Source organism: Paenibacillus sp. 1_12, assembly GCF_900114475.1.
Classification (GTDB): Bacteria; Bacillota; Bacilli; order Paenibacillales; family NBRC-103111; genus Paenibacillus_S.
The window spans coordinates 422676-437749 of the sequence record NZ_FOTE01000001.1 but is presented as its reverse complement, the minus strand read 5'-3'; the positions used below and the strand labels follow the sequence as shown (position 1 = coordinate 437749).

The window sequence follows — 15074 nt, the reverse complement described above, 5'->3', positions numbered from 1 at the left end:
AGAAAGGGGTGAAGCCATGGGCAAGCGCAATGATCTTCAGCATGTGACGCTGGATGTTGCCGGAATGACCTGCGCAGCTTGCGGAGCAAGGATTGAAAAAGTAGTGGCCAAAATGGATGGAATCGAACAAATTCATGTGAATGTTGCTCTGAATCGCGCATCTGTAGTTATCGTCCCTGATCGAATCAGCGTAGATCGAATTGAAACGAGAATTGAGCAGTTGGGGTTCACAGCCCGTGAACGTAGTTTAGACGGGAACACAGGAGCTGCTGATCGTAGGAGCGGGATCAGTAGTGGGATGATGTTTGCAATGTCACTGCTGCTTACGCTTCCTTTTCTATGGGCAATGGCCGCTCATCATGAGCTGTTTGCTTCCATCTGGGTTCCAGAGCTGCTGCTTCTACCGTGGTTTCAGCTGGCATTGGTGACTCCGATTCAATTCATTCTCGGATTACCTTTCTATACAGGCGCTTATCGTTCTATAAAAAGCGGCAGTGTCAACATGGATGTATTAATTGTGTTAAGCACCTCGGCTGCTTATCTATACAGCCATTATTTGTTGTTTCATGGCATATCCATGCAAGGCGCATCTATGCAAAGCCACGGAAGCCCTATGACCGGTGGACATATCCCGTTGTATTTTGATGCCAGCGCGATGATCATTACGATTGTATGGTTGGGCAAATGGCTTGAAGCATTGGCCAAGCGGCAAGCACTAAGCGGCTTACACCAGCTTCACCGTCTCAGACCGGAGATGGCCTCAGTCATTAGAGAGGGATGTGAACAGCGGATTCCCGCAGCACAGGTTGCAGTCCATGATATCGTCGTCGTTCGCCCAGGCGAAGCTCTGCCAGTAGATGGGCAAGTTATAGAAGGATACTCAAGCGTCAATGAGTCGATGCTTACCGGGGAAAGCATGCCGGTTGACAAAGCTGTCGGAAATCGGGTTACGGCTGGAACGTTAAATGGCACCGGTATGCTGAGGATTAGAACGACGGAGGTAGGAACGCAGTCAACTTTGGCACGAATTATAAGACTTGTAGAGGAAGCGCAGAGCACCAAAGCGCCTATTCAAAGAATGGCAGACACGATATCCGGAATTTTTGTACCGATCATTATAGTCTTGGCGACTGCGACATTTATCACATGGTACTTAGCTCTTGAGCCGGGTCTGCTTGGCGGCGCTTTGGAGAAGGCGATATCTGTTCTACTGATTGCCTGTCCTTGCGCGCTTGGACTTGCGACACCCATCTCGATACTGGTAGGCTCCAGCAGGGCAACACAGTCTGGAATTGTGATCAAAGAAGGAAAAATGATGGAAATTTTGCCTCAGGCCCGTGTAATTTTGCTGGATAAAACAGGGACGATTACTGGCGGGGCTCCCAGAGTTACGAACTTATGGGCCGCAGACTCTTTCAGACGATTTGATTCTGCTCGGCCTTTGCAGTTTGAGAAACGTGCCGAACAAGCTCGCAGTAGGGGTGCTCAATTATATATCGAGGATAGATCTGCCGCTAATGAGCTGTTCATGCTGCGTATTGCCGCTGGAGCCGAGCAGCATTCCGAGCATCCATTAGGCAGGGCTGTTGTAGAAGAAGCACTGCGAAGAGGGATAGCACTTCCTCAGTGCGAGCATTTTCAGTCGATTCCAGGTTGTGGAATTCGTGCTGTGGTGGAAGACAGAGAAGTATGGTTAGGCACGCGTCAATGGTTGGCTGCTGAAGGCATAGTGGGCCTCCCGCAGGGGGGAATTGCCAATCAGGGAAGTCGGGTATTTCCGCAAGCCAGTCTGGTCGATCAATGGGAGCAGCATGGATTCACGGTCATATTTGCTGCAGTCGACGGGCGATGGCTTGGGGCTCTTGCACTTAGCGATCCGGTCAAACCGACTGCTCGTAAAGCGATCAAGCAGCTGATTTCTATGGGGCTGGATATTAGAATGGTGACAGGTGATCGTGAATCGACAGCTCATTATGCAGCCAAACAAGCGGGAATTAGTCAGGTGTACGCGGGAATGCTGCCTGAGGATAAGGCAAATCTTGTTAAAAGCTTGCGAGAGCAGGGCCATCAAGTGGCAATGGTTGGGGATGGGGTGAATGATGCGCCTGCCTTGAGTGCAGCGGATATCGGAATCGCAGTCGCCAAAGGAACCGATATTTCCAAAGCGGCTGCAGATATCGTGCTTCTGAAGCATGATGTAAGCGGGCTCGTCCGCGCTATCGTCATCAGCCAAAAAACAATAAGGATCATCCGTCAAAATCTGGCTTTTTCGCTGTTATATAATGTACTGGCGATTCCGATTGCCATCATGGGTTATCTTGCACCATGGATGGCTTGTACAGCAATGGCACTTAGCTCTGTAACCGTTATTTGCAATGCGCTGCGACTGAACAGGGCCTAAGGAATTCTTATAATTTATGATGATATCGGGCTAAAAGTTGTAGCTTATTATTTCCAAAATGTGATAAAATCTTCTGTGTAGCAATAACTTACGGGGACTAATCAGGGCCTGTTTATTTCTTCGAAACACAAGCAGAACTGTCCTCTCGGGCAGTTTTTTCACGTATACCATTTCTACATCTTGATAAACAGGAAGGTTAAATTATGGATAATCCTAATTTCTTAACTAGTGTTCGAAGCATGAAGCCTGTTTATATTACCTATTGGTGTAAGCTATTTAGAGAGCGTTTTCCTGATCACTATGAGGAAGCTATGTTGCAGAGCCTTGGAGAGGCGGGGTTCAACTATATTACAGAATTTCATATAGCTGTCGATACCCATTCGCTTCAGCATAGCTTGATGGATGGCTTTTTTATACTTGAAACGCAGGAGGAGGGCTTGGAGCTCATTCTTTGGGCGATGCTGCTTTGGCGGCATACATTGCAAGAAGCTGGGGAGGACAGTCTGACATTGGCACTCTTCAAACAGATGAGTTCGAGAATTGATGACATGGAAGCCTTGATTCTTACAAAATATTGGAAAAAACAACAATTAGGTCAGGACAATTCGTCAGCGCTCACCCTGCAGCATGATGACCGGATTTCGTTGCTCGGCAAGATGGCGGCCAGCATGGCGCATGAAATTCGTAATCCCATGACCTCGATCAAAGGTTTTTTGAAATTACTGCGCTATAATATTAACCAAAATAGTTATGAACGAGCTGACAGCTACCTTGGATTTATTGAAGATGAATGTGAGCAAATTTTGATGCAGGTAACCGGATTTCTTAGTTTTTCCAGAAAGCCGATTATGGACGAAGAGATGGTACATATTTCTGTCAGGCAGGTGCTTGATCATATTTTATCCTTGCTGAATCCAAGGCTCATTAACGAAAATGTTGACCTTACCCTTAACGTCCCTCAGGGATCCATGCTTTATGTTCAGAAAATGGGAATCCAGCAGGTGCTGTCCAATGTATTAAACAACGGGATAGACGCCGTATCCGAATTGAAAAGCAACAAAAAAATGAGCATCTCTGTCGTCGAGGACAGCTCAAACACGATTATTCAAGTAGCCAATAATGGACCGAGTGTGCCTGAAGAGCTGTACAGCACAATTTTCAACCCGTTTGTGACCCATAAAGAGAATGGTACGGGTCTCGGCTTGGCTATATGTAAACAGATCATGCTTAATAATGAAGGTGATATCACCTTTACCAGCAATGAAAAAGAGACCGTTTTTGAGCTAACCTTTCGTAAAGCTTCTTCATGATGCCCATGTATCCAGAACCGAATTTCTCTCACTCAGGCTGTGTCACTTTCCTCTCCAATAGGGTAAGAAAGAAGAACAACCACTGTGTCCGTATAGGATATCAGTTGATTTGAGACTGGGGGAACTGTCGTATGGCAAAAGCTGTAGATCCTGCAAAAAAACAAGCATCTGTAGAATGGACACAGCATTCTAAATTACCGCAATCCTCTGAAGGGCCCGGCGTTAAGAAAAAACATTTCTCGTTTATGAGCTTTGCGCAAAGCTTGTATGGCCGATTTGAAGATGACGACGTTCCTGCTATGGGAGCCCAACTGACTTATTATTTAATTCTTTCATTCTTTCCGTTCCTTATCTTCGTGTTTGCGGTACTTAGCTTCTCGGATATCAGCGTGAGTGATGCAATCACAAATATTAGCAGTGTACTGCCGCAGCTTTCCGATCAGCTCATTGTGAATGTATTTACAGAGCTCCAGCAATCGCGCAATGGTTCCCTTCTTTCTATCGGGCTTGTGGCAACTCTATGGTCGGCCTCGAACGGTATCAATGCTGTGATCAAAGCACTAAACAAGGCATACGATGTGGAAGAGAATCGACCTTTTTGGAAGGCAAGAGGCATCTCCTTTATTTTCACAATTATTTTGGCGGTATTGATTTTTCTGAGTCTGATTCTGCTCATATTTGGTAAAGTAATCGGTGCGAATATTTATCAAATAGCGCAAATACCAGGCAATTTTGAAGTGCTGTGGGGAATTGCCCAATATGTGATACCACTGATTACTATGGTTTGTGCGTTTGTGCTGCTCTATAAGTACACGCCTAATCTACGGCTTCGCTTTCGTGAGGTGATTCCGGGCGCTTTATTTGCTACGATAGGTTGGGTAGTTACTTCGATCTTGTTTTCGTTTTACGTTAATAATTTTGGTAATTATACGAAAACTTATGGAAGTATCGGCGGTATCATCGTGCTGCTGACATGGTTGTATTTATCGAGTATTCTCATAATATTAGGCGGGGAGATCAATGCAACCCTACATTTCGACCGGGAAGGAAAGAAAAAGGACGGTGCCAAGAAATTTGCATTTCCTTTGCTGTTTGGCAAGAAAGACAAAAAGTGATATCAAGCAAAAATCATCGCAGACACCCAATTGTAGATGGGGGAAGTGATGGTTTTTTTGTGCTTTACTTTGCTGGTAGATAGAGTGGTTGTTGAAAACTGTATTTCCAAGTAATATGGTACATAGTGTGCGAGGAAATGAAGTCAAAGGAGCGATGCTACAAATGCATTTCATGGGGCAGAGGGTGCTCCCAGCCGTCCGGAAAATGAGAGATCTGGAGCTGCTGATCAAGAGCCCATTTAATTATTTAGTATTGCTGGATAGCCATGTTTCTCAACTGCAAAGCGTATCACAGCTGGCCCGAAGTAATGGTAAGAAGCTGCTTATTCATGCCGATTTGATTCACGGATTAAAAAATGATGAGTATGCAATTGAGTTTTTATGCCAGACCCTAAAGCCAGCAGGTATCATTTCCACAAAAAGCTCAGCCGTAGTGACCGCCAAAAAGCACAAGGTGCTTGCCATTCAGCGGCATTTTCTACTGGATACTACGGCTCTCGAGACGATCTACAAAATCACTGAGAAAAATCAACCTGATTATATTGAAGTGCTGCCAGGAGTCATGCCTCATATTATTGCCGAGATGCATGCGAGACTCAGTATTCCTATACTCGCTGGTGGCTTAATTCGTACTGTAGAGGAGGTAGAGCTGGCCCTGCATGCAGGTGCAGTCGCTGTAACTACCTCCCATAAAGAAATATGGAGACATTATTAAAACCTTCCACTTACTTCGATTCCGTACTCAAAGGCTCAACAGCATCACGGATATGCCGCTCTAAGTTTTGAACATGCGAGTCCGTTTCGGATTCGCTCCAGCCAAATCGTTCAGCCATATAAGCTGTAACAGGCTGCTTCCAGCGCTGTAAGGCTTCGATATTGAAATACAAGGCACCCGTCCGGCGAATGAAAAAGTCGTGGGGCGTGGCGACCATCTCAGCTTCAATGCTGTACAGAAGCGATGCGAACCATTCGCCGGGAATGGCATACTGCTCAGCTTCCTTGTGGTGCAGCTTGTATAGCTCGAATACCTGATCCACATTGGAGCCGTAGCGGCGGACCAGAACGCCGGCAGCAGAATCTGTGAGCCCGATACTTTTACCATAGGCAATTTTGTCTTGAACAAATCGGCTATAGACGCGCGAACCGCCAGTGTCGCCGCCGGAAAGTACGATGCTTGCAGTCGAACACGCTGGGAAAGTGTTACGGCCTTCCTCTGTCTGTAATTGGGAGGCAACGAGGTTAACGATTCGTTCGGCCATTTTACGATATCCCGTCAGCTTGCCGCCTGCTATCGTAATCAAACCGGATGGAGCGATGAATATTTCATCCTTTCGTGACAGCTCGGATGGTGATTTACCATCCTCATGAATCAAAGGTCGCAATCCGGACCAGCTGGATTCCATGTCGGCCGGTGTCAGGTTGAGCGATGGAAACATGAAGTTGGCCGCACGGATAATATAATCACGGTCTTCAAGTGTCATTCTCGGATGCACGATATCCCCTGTATAATTGGTATCCGTTGTACCGATATAGGTTTTGCCTTCTCTCGGAATAGCAAATACCATTCGACCATCCGGGGTATCGAAGTAGGTTGCCTGATTTAACGGGAAGCGGGATTGATCAAACACAAGATGGACACCTTTGGTAAGATGCAATCTTTTACCTTCCTTGGAGCCGTCGATATCACGAATCGTGTCAACCCAAGGACCAGCGGCGTTAACGACTTTTTTAGCTTTGATATCTACGATTTCCCCGCTCAGTTGATCATGCACACGAACGCCAACCAAACGACCATCATCGTAAAGCAGTTCATTCGCTTTGGCATAATTGACCGCTTTAACTCCACGCCGTACGGCTTCCTTCATAACCTCAATTGTCAGTCTCGCATCATCGGTGCGGTATTCCACGTAGTAACCGCCGCCCTTCAGCTTATCCTTGCGCAGCAGCGGTTCTTTCTTGAGCGTAGCGTCAAGAGACAGCATGACCCGACGTTCTTGCTTGGTGACACCTGCAAGAAAATCATACACCAGCAAGCCGACAGAGGTAGCCAGCTTGCCATAGGTTCCGCCCTCGATAATTGGCAGCAGCATCCATTCAGGCGTTGTGACATGAGGCGCATTTTCATATACGATTGCACGTTCTTTACCGACCTCGGCGACCAGCTTAAATTCAAGCTGCTTTAAGTAACGTAAACCGCCGTGGATTAGTTTGGTAGAACGACTGGATGTACCTGCGGCAAAATCCTGCATTTCAATAAGTCCTGTAGACATGCCGCGTGTTTGTGCATCCAGTGCAATTCCTGCTCCCGTGATACCGCCTCCAATAACAAGAATATCTAAGGTTTCGGTTCCCAATGCGTTCAGAAATGCAGTGCGTTGTTCCCCGGAAAATTTCAAGCTCATGGCTATCCCATCCTTTGCGATAATAGTGTATTTGTTAAAAAATACAACAAAAAAGACCGCCACATCCTCTGAGGAAATTGCCAAACGGCTCCCTAGAGGTTGTATCGGTCTACTCTTAGTCTCTGACCACATTATTAACTTGTCTTTTTTGTGAATATTACCGTCATCATATCATGAGCCGGACGATTAATCAATAAATGGATTGTTGAAGAATGATGACAAGGTTGAACTAATGGTTGACAGTTAAAAACGGGATGTGGTAGATTGCTTCTTGAAAACTAATATGTGCGTGAATAGGGTTGAAATGGGGGAGAGAAACGATGACAAAACCGCGTTATGTCGTTGCAATTGACCAAGGGACAACAAGCTGTCGAGCGATTGTATTTGATCCACAAGGTGTGATTGTAAGTACCGCTCAGCAGGAGTTTACACAATATTTTCCGCAATCGGGATGGGTTGAGCACGATGCTGAAGAGATATGGCAGGTACAGCTTAAGGTTCTTCGCGAAGCAGTGAAATCGCTCTCAATCGCCGATATTGCAGCTATAGGGATTACGAATCAACGTGAAACAACGGTGGTTTGGGATCGAATAACAGGCAAGCCGCTGCATAGAGCCATCGTATGGCAATGCCGCAGAACGAGTGCGATGTGCGATGAGCTTAAACTGAAGGGCTGGGAACCGACCATTCGCAGTAAAACGGGATTGCTGCTAGATGCGTATTTTTCCGGTACCAAGCTTAAGTGGCTGCTGGATTCGGATGCCGAAATTCGCGAAAAAGCGGAGCGTGGAGATGCATTGTTCGGCACGATCGATTCGTGGTTGATCTGGAAGCTAACCGAAGGGCGTCAGCATGTTACGGACGTTTCCAACGCTTCTCGCACGATGCTGTTGAATATTCATACGGTGCAGTGGGATGAGGACATATTACGAGATTTAAATATACCGCTAGCCATGCTTCCCGAGGTACGGTCATCGAGTGAAGTATATGGACATACGCAGCTGCTGGGGGACGGGTTCAGCATCCCGATAGCTGGAGCAGCAGGGGATCAACAGGCGGCATTATTCGGTCAAGGCTGCTTTGCCGAAGGCATGGCCAAAAACACCTACGGTACGGGCTGCTTCGTACTGAAGCAAACCGGCGAGAAGCCAGTCATGTCATTAAATGGCTTGATTACGACGATCGCCTGGAAGCTGAACGACAAGGTTTATTACGCGCTTGAAGGTAGTGTCTTTAATGCAGGTACGGTTATCCAATGGCTGCGTGATGGATTGGGCATTATCGACAATGCTGCTGAGACAGAGGCTATTGCGTTATCCGTTGACCATACGGAAGGCGTATATTTTGTGCCGGCATTTACAGGTCTCGGTACGCCCTATTGGGAACCGGATGCCAGAGGAATGATAACAGGACTTACGCGTGCGTCTAAGAGGGCGCATATCGTGAGAGCGGCGCTGGAATCCATTGCTTTTCAGAGTCAGGATGTGCTGCAGATTATGGAGGCTGAATCGGGCATACATCTGCGTGAGCTTCGTGTGGATGGAGGAGCAGTCCGCAATGAGTTTTTGATGCAGTTTCAAGCTGATTTACTTGGCGTGACGGTGACACGGCCCAAAGTGATAGAAACCACGGCATTAGGAGCGGCATTTCTCGCGGGTCTTGCGGTTGGCGTATGGCAGGATATGTCCGAACTGGAGCAGCTTAAGGGCTTTGATCGATCGTATGAACCAGGCATGGATGAAGCGAAACGCGAGGTGGCGGTGGCAGGCTGGAAGCGGGCCGTTGGGTACCAGCTGGGGAGCAGCGATAATTAGCCTAGATACAATCAAATAATACGAAAACAGGGACCTGAGGCCGTATAAGCACAGGTCTCTGTTTAGCTATTATGGCGGCGAAATCCTATGAGCATGGAGTTATTAAATGCCCGAGTCGATGTGGATAAGCTCGGACGGCAAATTGAACATTTTGCCAATACCGCGAGCACATATTAAAGCTTCTTGCTTACTGCTCCATATATAACTTATTTCCCCCTCACTGGTTTGATTTACAGGGACACCGGAAATCTTGACACAATAGGTACTGGGGTTTTTCCTGGATATCTCAATCTTATTTACGGATTCGGCTTCACTTAATGATAGTTTCATCCATATTCACCCCCTAACCGTTTTAAACTGGACTGCTTACGATGAGGCAACGATACTTTTTCTTCGGCTTGTGCATAGTATAGCAAAGCTTTCTGGACAAATTCTGAACATGCCTAGCCAAGCTGCGAAACCATGCTTATAGTAGCTGCAAATTCGTAAACCGGAGCACAGCTTGGGTAGATAAATAAAAGGACTTATTCATTTAAACCGCATCAAGTGCAGTTTAAACGAATAAGTCCTACGTATTCCTCAACAATGCATAGAGCAAGGTTGCTCCTTAGCCCAGCATGACACGATCATCGGATAGTTTGCTTCCGCTGATTTTTTCAAATTCTCCGAGCAGCTGCTCGATAGTTAAATCCTTCTTCTTTTCTTCGTTGACATCGAGAATGATCGCACCTTTATTCATCATGATCAGGCGATTACCGAGCCGTATGGCTTGCTCCATATTATGAGTAACCATAAGTGTAGTCAGCTTCATTTCACGAACAATGTCCTGAGTCAACTTTGTAATTAATTCTGCCCTCGCAGGATCAAGTGCTGCGGTGTGCTCGTCAAGCAGCAAAATTTGCGGTTTGGTGAATGTAGCCATCAGCAAGCTAAGCGCTTGCCGTTCACCTCCGGATAATAGTCCGACCTTGGCACGAAGCCTGCTTTCCAGTCCGATGCCGAGTCGCTTCAGCTGATCATGGAAAAAAGCGCGTTTACCAGATGTTACTCCGAAACGTAGACCACGCTGCTTGCCACGCGAATAAGCCATCGCCAAATTTTCCTCAATGGTCATCCGAGGCGCAGTTCCAGCCATCGGGTCTTGAAACACTCGGCCGATCCAACGGCTGCGTTGATATTCAGCAAGCTGCTGGATCGCGTTCCCTTCGATCCGAACCTCACCGGTGTCTGGAGTCATTACACCAGAAATAATGTTCATTAATGTTGATTTTCCTGCACCGTTGCTTCCAATAACTGTAATGAAGTCACCCGGATTCAGCTTTAAGTTGATATCAATCAGAGCGATTTTTTCATCTGAGGTTCCAGGGTTGAACAGCTTGGATACATGGGAGAGCTGAAGCATTAGCGCTCACCTCCCGTTTTTTGCTTCAATACAAACGCTGTCAGTTCAGCTGACCGTCTCTTGGCCGTTGCCTTCTGCCTCCAAATGCGCCGCATAGAAGGAAGAACTAACGCTATGATAACGATAATAGCGGTAATGAGTTTGAGATCGGATGATTTTAACCAATCAACCTGAAGCGCAAGCGCCACGACAATGCGATACACGATAGAACCCATTACAGCAGCAAGCGTAGCAAAGAAAACGGTTCTTGCACCAAAAATGGCTTCACCAATAATAACGGAAGCGAGTCCAATGACAATCATACCAATCCCCATTGAGATATCGGCAAAGCCTGATTGCTGAGCGATCAGCGCTCCTGACAGAGCAACCAAACCGTTGGACAAGCTGACACCAAGTATCGTGGTGGAATCCGTATTTGCACCTAAGCTTCTGATCATCCGGGCATTATCGCCTGTGGCTCTAAGGGCCAAGCCCAATTCCGTATGAAGAAAAGCATCAAGCAGCAGCTTGAAAATGACTATGACAATCAACATAAGTGTAAACGGCGGTATCGAGGTAAAAAGGGTATCAGAGCCAAGCAGGGAAATATTCGGTTTGCCCATAATTCGCATGTTAATTGAATAGAGCGCAATCATCATTAAAATACCGGAAAGTAGTCCGTTAATTTTACCTTTTGTATGCAAAAGACCTGTACAGGCGCCTGCTGCAAGACCTCCCACGAAAGCGGCTAATGAGGCCAGTACTGGAGAATAACCGTTTGAGATCATAATCGCAGCAATAGCACCGCCGGTCGTGAAGCTGCCGTCCACAGTCAAATCGGGAAAATCAAGTATGCGGAATGTGATGTAAACGCCAAGCGCCATCAAGGCATACAGGAGACCAAGTTCTACGGCGCCAAATAATGAATCGTACATGTTGTGATGGACACCTCCTTAGGGTTTCGCTTTAGCGAAACCAGCATCGTAAGCAAAACTTGGGTTTCGCTTAGCGAAACCAGCATTGTAACGCTTATTTCAATATTAGAAAAGGAGTGAACATAAGGGACGTTCACCCCTGCAAGTATTTTACTGGATGATATTTTTCTCTTTGTCTTTAACTAAAGCTTTCATAGCATCTGTGACTTCAACACCTTGATCTTTGGCTGCTTTCAAATTAAGGATCAGATCCAGTTTATCCGGAACGGTCACTTTCATATCAGCAGGTTTTTTACCATTTTTAAGAACATCGACTGCCATTTGACCTACCTGGTAACCATGGTCATAATATTTGAAGCCGTACGTAGCAAAAGCACCCTTTTCAACGGTATCCCGATCACTGGAGAAGAATGGGATATGCTTATCTTTTGCAATTTGCAGCAAAGTATCCACACCGCTAACTACTGTATTATCAAGTGTAATGTACAGAGCATCCACTCGGCCAACTAACGATTGTCCAGCCTGTTTAACCTCAGAAGTATTCGTTACAGGAGCTTTGACCAGTTTGATGCCATGCTTGGACAGCGTTTCTTCCGCTTTTTTAGCCATAACAACTGCATTAGGCTCACCTTCATTCAGCACAAGTCCTACTGATTTTACTTTTGGAAAGTTGCCTGCAATGAAATCCATCAGCTTTGTGATCGCTTCCGGATTCGTATCGGACGCACCGGAGACATTACCTCCTGGCTTATCCATATTGGTTACGATTTTGGCAGATAACGGGTCCGTTACAGCTGCGAACAATACAGGGACTTTCTTTACTTGTTGGACGACAGCTTGAGCAGAAGGTGTTGCAATCGCGTATACAAGATCATTGTCGGCAGAGGCTAACTTTTGTGCGATAGATAAATTGTTCGTTGGATCACCCTGTGCATTATTATAATCGACTTTCAAATTGCTGCCGGCAATTCCGGCATCCTTCAAGGCAGCCAAGAAGCCTTCACGGGTTGCGTCAAGCGATGGATGCTCAACAATCTGCGAAATAGCAACTTTGTACGTTTTTTGTTCCTGATTGGCGGATCCACCTGCAGACGGTGTGCTCGTGCTTCCTGCTTGAGGTTTTTGGCCACAGCCGACTGCGGTAAGCAGAACTGCTGCTAGTGTAAGCGATACCCAAATTTTCTTTTTCAAAATAATATCCCCTCTCAATCTGTTTCTGTAAGTCGTTTTGTTTAGGCATGATTCACTGCAGGAACATTGATATGTTGCGATAAGTTAAAGCGATAAAGAAAAACCCAAGGCTCCTGCACATGAGTAAACATAATTAATCATAGTTTAATTGTACGAGCGGATTCAGTCAATTATTTTCGGGATTTTAAAGCTTTTGGGAAATAAATACAAGGAAATACATCGGAATAATATGTAAAATAATGTAATTAAAATCAGGTTATACTTTTATGTTTTGAGACCGGATCGTGTTAAAAGGGATGGCTGAGTGGCCATCCCTTTTCGCTAGACAAATGAATTCAACTCAAGATTCTTTTAGCTGAGATGATACGTCCCTTCCAGCTGTCGTCCAAGTCGGTCACAATGACGCCAATACCGACCCGGTACGTATGCAGCACTTTATTGTCACCAAGGTAAATGGCTACATGTCCGATTCGCTGGAGTCCAGATTCGTTTTTTCGTTGAGGCGTTGTAAAAAATAGCAGATCACCTTTACGAACCTTGGTGATATCCACATCCTGTCCGAGCTGGCTTTGATCTCGGGAGACCCGTGGAAGTGTCACACCATTTTCGCCGAATACATACCGTGTAAACGACGAACAATCGAACGTGGCCGTCTGCTTAGGGGAAGCGCCGAACTGATACGGCGTGCCCATATACTTGATGCCAAGGGCAATCACAGCATCTGCCTTTTGCTCCCATGCCTGCCGGTCTGTCTTAAACCGGTAATCCGTTGCTGCTGCGGATACATAGCCTTGCCGGCCGTTTACAGTTACCGCAAGCCATTCACGGCTTACTTCTGCTGTGACAGTAACTTTCGTATTCGCCGGTAACGTCTGCTGAACCGCAGCGTTTGTGTCTGCTTTCTCCAGCATGACGGAAGATGATTTGAGCAGCGCCGTATTGGGAGCATAATCCGTCTGTGACGGAGCTGGCAGATCCAATCCCGGATCATCGCTTTGAGCGGGATCGATAAAGGTGGCGGTTTTCGAAGAATCGTCCCAACCCACCTCGTACCCAAGCGTTTCAGCTGCCAATCGGATAGGGATGTAGGTGGTGCCTTTATAGTTCATGCTTCCCGGAAGCTGCTCAGCTCCATCATTATATCCGTCTTGCGCTGAGTAACGGATATCTCCCGCTTTCCAATAAAAAGGGGATAAGTCGGCAGTTACCTGCTGTATTTTTCCTGAAGCCAACGAAATTCCCGAACTGAGCCCTCCTGCAAATACTACAAGTCCAAGGGCAATATACCAAGCTGATATTTTCAAGCTGCTGTTCCCCCCACATAGGCATATTTATCCTAGTTTATTCGGAAGGACTTGTGGATTTAGCAGCTCTCAAGTATGTGTAAATACTGGAAGGTGATTCATAGCTCATAAATTCAATTTTGCTATCACAGCCCACTACGCGGTAATATATATCCATAACGCAGGGGAGGAATATATAATGCAAAGAACAATTTGGGCCGGTATCGGAGCTGGTTTATTCATTGGTATTTTTTTTAGATTTGTAGAATTTGAATGGAAAATAAAGGTGTATACCCTGCTGCTTAATGTAGATTATGTCCCTGTGCTGCGAAATTTATCGTTGACAGAAGCTACTGAGTTTTCTATACATATGGTGATCTCGGTAGTCGTAGCTCTTGTTCTCTATAAACTTATACGGCGCACAAATGATACCCAGCGCATGGTGTTGGCCTTCGTCATCTGGAGTCTGCTCATCGGTATTCTACTCTATTTAACGACCTTGTTATCTACAAAAACTCCTGCGATCTATGACGTAAGTGCCATCACCGTTTGGCTTGTGGGACATGCGTTGTACGGACTTCTGTTGGGACTGCTCATCGGCAAGCGTGTAATTAAATAAAAAACAGTAGGAGCCATACCTCCGGTTTATTGATTGGATAAAACCTTCATGCCGTGATGTGGCTTTTTCTTTTTTTAAAGGAAGTGTCATTGTTAAAAGTGCGTCTAAAACCACAAAATGCTTATGAACTGCAATTAGCCAATTTCAGATACTCGTAGATGTGTCTAATACGAAACCATATTTTTAGTTTTTACTAACAAATATTCCGGTTCTAAATTCTCATAGGTATGTTTAAAACACCGATGCTATGGCATATCTAGTTCCTTATCTATCGTTTCAATTCCTATGAGGAATTGAAACGTGTTAATCCAAGATTGTCTAGAAACCCATCTGTACGTTCTGAAAGTACCTATGAGGAATTGAAACAACGCAGCAGATCAGCCACAGACTGTTAAAGTTTTGAAAAGAAAGCACTTATGAGGAATTGCAACGCGTTTACCGCAGCTTCCCTTAGTGCTCTAGCTGTGTTTTAAAAGAGCGTATGAGGAATTAAATCCATCGTGGTTAAAGCGATACAAATAACATGACGATCGTATACACATATATGTTGTCACCTTATGCTGCATACATTTAGGCAGCACAGAATGGAATGGATATATAATTCTCGCATATCCTTACAAGAT

Annotated in this window: 12 protein-coding genes; 6 read left to right on the top strand and 6 right to left on the bottom strand. The window is 45.8% G+C overall.

The features are described 5' to 3' along the window. Nucleotides 1-16 precede the first annotated feature (16 nt). From BM210_RS01900 to BM210_RS01885, 4 genes are all read left to right on the top strand, one after another. On the top strand, nucleotides 17-2401 hold the full coding sequence (locus BM210_RS01900) for a heavy metal translocating P-type ATPase (protein WP_091163910.1): 2385 nt from the start codon (nucleotides 17-19) through the stop codon (nucleotides 2399-2401). Between the two features lie 203 nt (nucleotides 2402-2604). Continuing rightward, nucleotides 2605-3711, top strand: a complete 1107-nt coding sequence (locus tag BM210_RS01895; RefSeq protein ID WP_091163909.1) for a sensor histidine kinase — start codon at nucleotides 2605-2607, stop codon at nucleotides 3709-3711. A 131-nt stretch (nucleotides 3712-3842) separates the two neighbouring features. Continuing rightward, nucleotides 3843-4826, top strand: coding sequence for a YihY/virulence factor BrkB family protein (locus BM210_RS01890; protein WP_091163907.1), 984 nt, complete (start codon nucleotides 3843-3845; stop codon nucleotides 4824-4826). 163 nt (nucleotides 4827-4989) lie between these two features. Then, a complete protein-coding gene (locus BM210_RS01885) occupies nucleotides 4990-5541 on the top strand; it encodes a glycerol-3-phosphate responsive antiterminator (protein ID WP_091163905.1) in 552 nt (183 codons plus the stop codon). Between the two features lie 10 nt (nucleotides 5542-5551). On the opposite strand, the gene BM210_RS01880 is transcribed toward BM210_RS01885, so the two are convergent. Continuing rightward, entirely contained in the window at nucleotides 5552-7228 is a 1677-nt protein-coding gene (locus tag BM210_RS01880) for a glycerol-3-phosphate dehydrogenase/oxidase (RefSeq protein WP_091164680.1), read from the bottom strand. A 320-nt stretch (nucleotides 7229-7548) separates the two neighbouring features. On the opposite strand from BM210_RS01880, the gene glpK reads away from it, so the two are divergent. Further along, nucleotides 7549-9042 (top strand): glycerol kinase GlpK, encoded by a 1494-nt coding sequence (glpK, locus tag BM210_RS01875; protein ID WP_091163904.1) that lies wholly within the window; start codon nucleotides 7549-7551, stop codon nucleotides 9040-9042. Nucleotides 9043-9144: 102 nt separating this feature from the next. Here the strand turns inward: glpK and BM210_RS01870 are convergent, their stop codons facing one another. The 5 genes from BM210_RS01870 to BM210_RS01850 all read right to left on the bottom strand — a co-directional run bounded on the left by BM210_RS01870 (nucleotide 9145) and on the right by BM210_RS01850 (nucleotide 13853). Next, entirely contained in the window at nucleotides 9145-9372 is a 228-nt protein-coding gene (locus BM210_RS01870; protein WP_091163902.1) for a hypothetical protein, read from the bottom strand. A gap of 277 nt (nucleotides 9373-9649) precedes the next feature. Then, nucleotides 9650-10444: an ABC transporter ATP-binding protein gene (locus BM210_RS01865; protein ID WP_091163901.1), complete on the bottom strand. Its 795-nt coding sequence runs from the start codon at nucleotides 10442-10444 to the stop codon at nucleotides 9650-9652. After that, nucleotides 10444-11358, bottom strand: coding sequence for an ABC transporter permease (locus BM210_RS01860; protein WP_091163899.1), 915 nt, complete (start codon nucleotides 11356-11358; stop codon nucleotides 10444-10446). Before BM210_RS01860 ends, BM210_RS01865 begins: the two co-directional genes overlap by 1 nt. Nucleotides 11359-11508: 150 nt before the next feature. Continuing rightward, nucleotides 11509-12549: an ABC transporter substrate-binding protein gene (locus BM210_RS01855; protein ID WP_091163898.1), complete on the bottom strand. Its 1041-nt coding sequence runs from the start codon at nucleotides 12547-12549 to the stop codon at nucleotides 11509-11511. Nucleotides 12550-12884: 335 nt separating this feature from the next. After that, nucleotides 12885-13853, bottom strand: a complete 969-nt coding sequence (locus BM210_RS01850; protein WP_091163896.1) for a C40 family peptidase — start codon at nucleotides 13851-13853, stop codon at nucleotides 12885-12887. Between the two features lie 178 nt (nucleotides 13854-14031). Between BM210_RS01850 and BM210_RS01845 the strand changes: the two genes are divergently transcribed. Continuing rightward, nucleotides 14032-14451: a hypothetical protein gene (locus BM210_RS01845; protein ID WP_091163895.1), complete on the top strand. Its 420-nt coding sequence runs from the start codon at nucleotides 14032-14034 to the stop codon at nucleotides 14449-14451. The last annotated feature ends 623 nt before the right edge of the window (nucleotides 14452-15074 follow it).

Coding starts and splice junctions, on each gene's coding strand:
- BM210_RS01900 (WP_091163910.1), top strand. CDS start 17: ATGGGCAAGCGCAATGATCTTCAGCATGTGACGCTGGATGTTGCCGGA.
- BM210_RS01895 (WP_091163909.1), top strand. CDS start 2,605: ATGGATAATCCTAATTTCTTAACTAGTGTTCGAAGCATGAAGCCTGTT.
- BM210_RS01890 (WP_091163907.1), top strand. CDS start 3,843: ATGGCAAAAGCTGTAGATCCTGCAAAAAAACAAGCATCTGTAGAATGG.
- BM210_RS01885 (WP_091163905.1), top strand. CDS start 4,990: ATGCATTTCATGGGGCAGAGGGTGCTCCCAGCCGTCCGGAAAATGAGA.
- BM210_RS01880 (WP_091164680.1), bottom strand. CDS start 7,228: ATGAGCTTGAAATTTTCCGGGGAACAACGCACTGCATTTCTGAACGCA.
- glpK (WP_091163904.1), top strand. CDS start 7,549: ATGACAAAACCGCGTTATGTCGTTGCAATTGACCAAGGGACAACAAGC.
- BM210_RS01870 (WP_091163902.1), bottom strand. CDS start 9,372: ATGAAACTATCATTAAGTGAAGCCGAATCCGTAAATAAGATTGAGATA.
- BM210_RS01865 (WP_091163901.1), bottom strand. CDS start 10,444: ATGCTTCAGCTCTCCCATGTATCCAAGCTGTTCAACCCTGGAACCTCA.
- BM210_RS01860 (WP_091163899.1), bottom strand. CDS start 11,358: ATGTACGATTCATTATTTGGCGCCGTAGAACTTGGTCTCCTGTATGCC.
- BM210_RS01845 (WP_091163895.1), top strand. CDS start 14,032: ATGCAAAGAACAATTTGGGCCGGTATCGGAGCTGGTTTATTCATTGGT.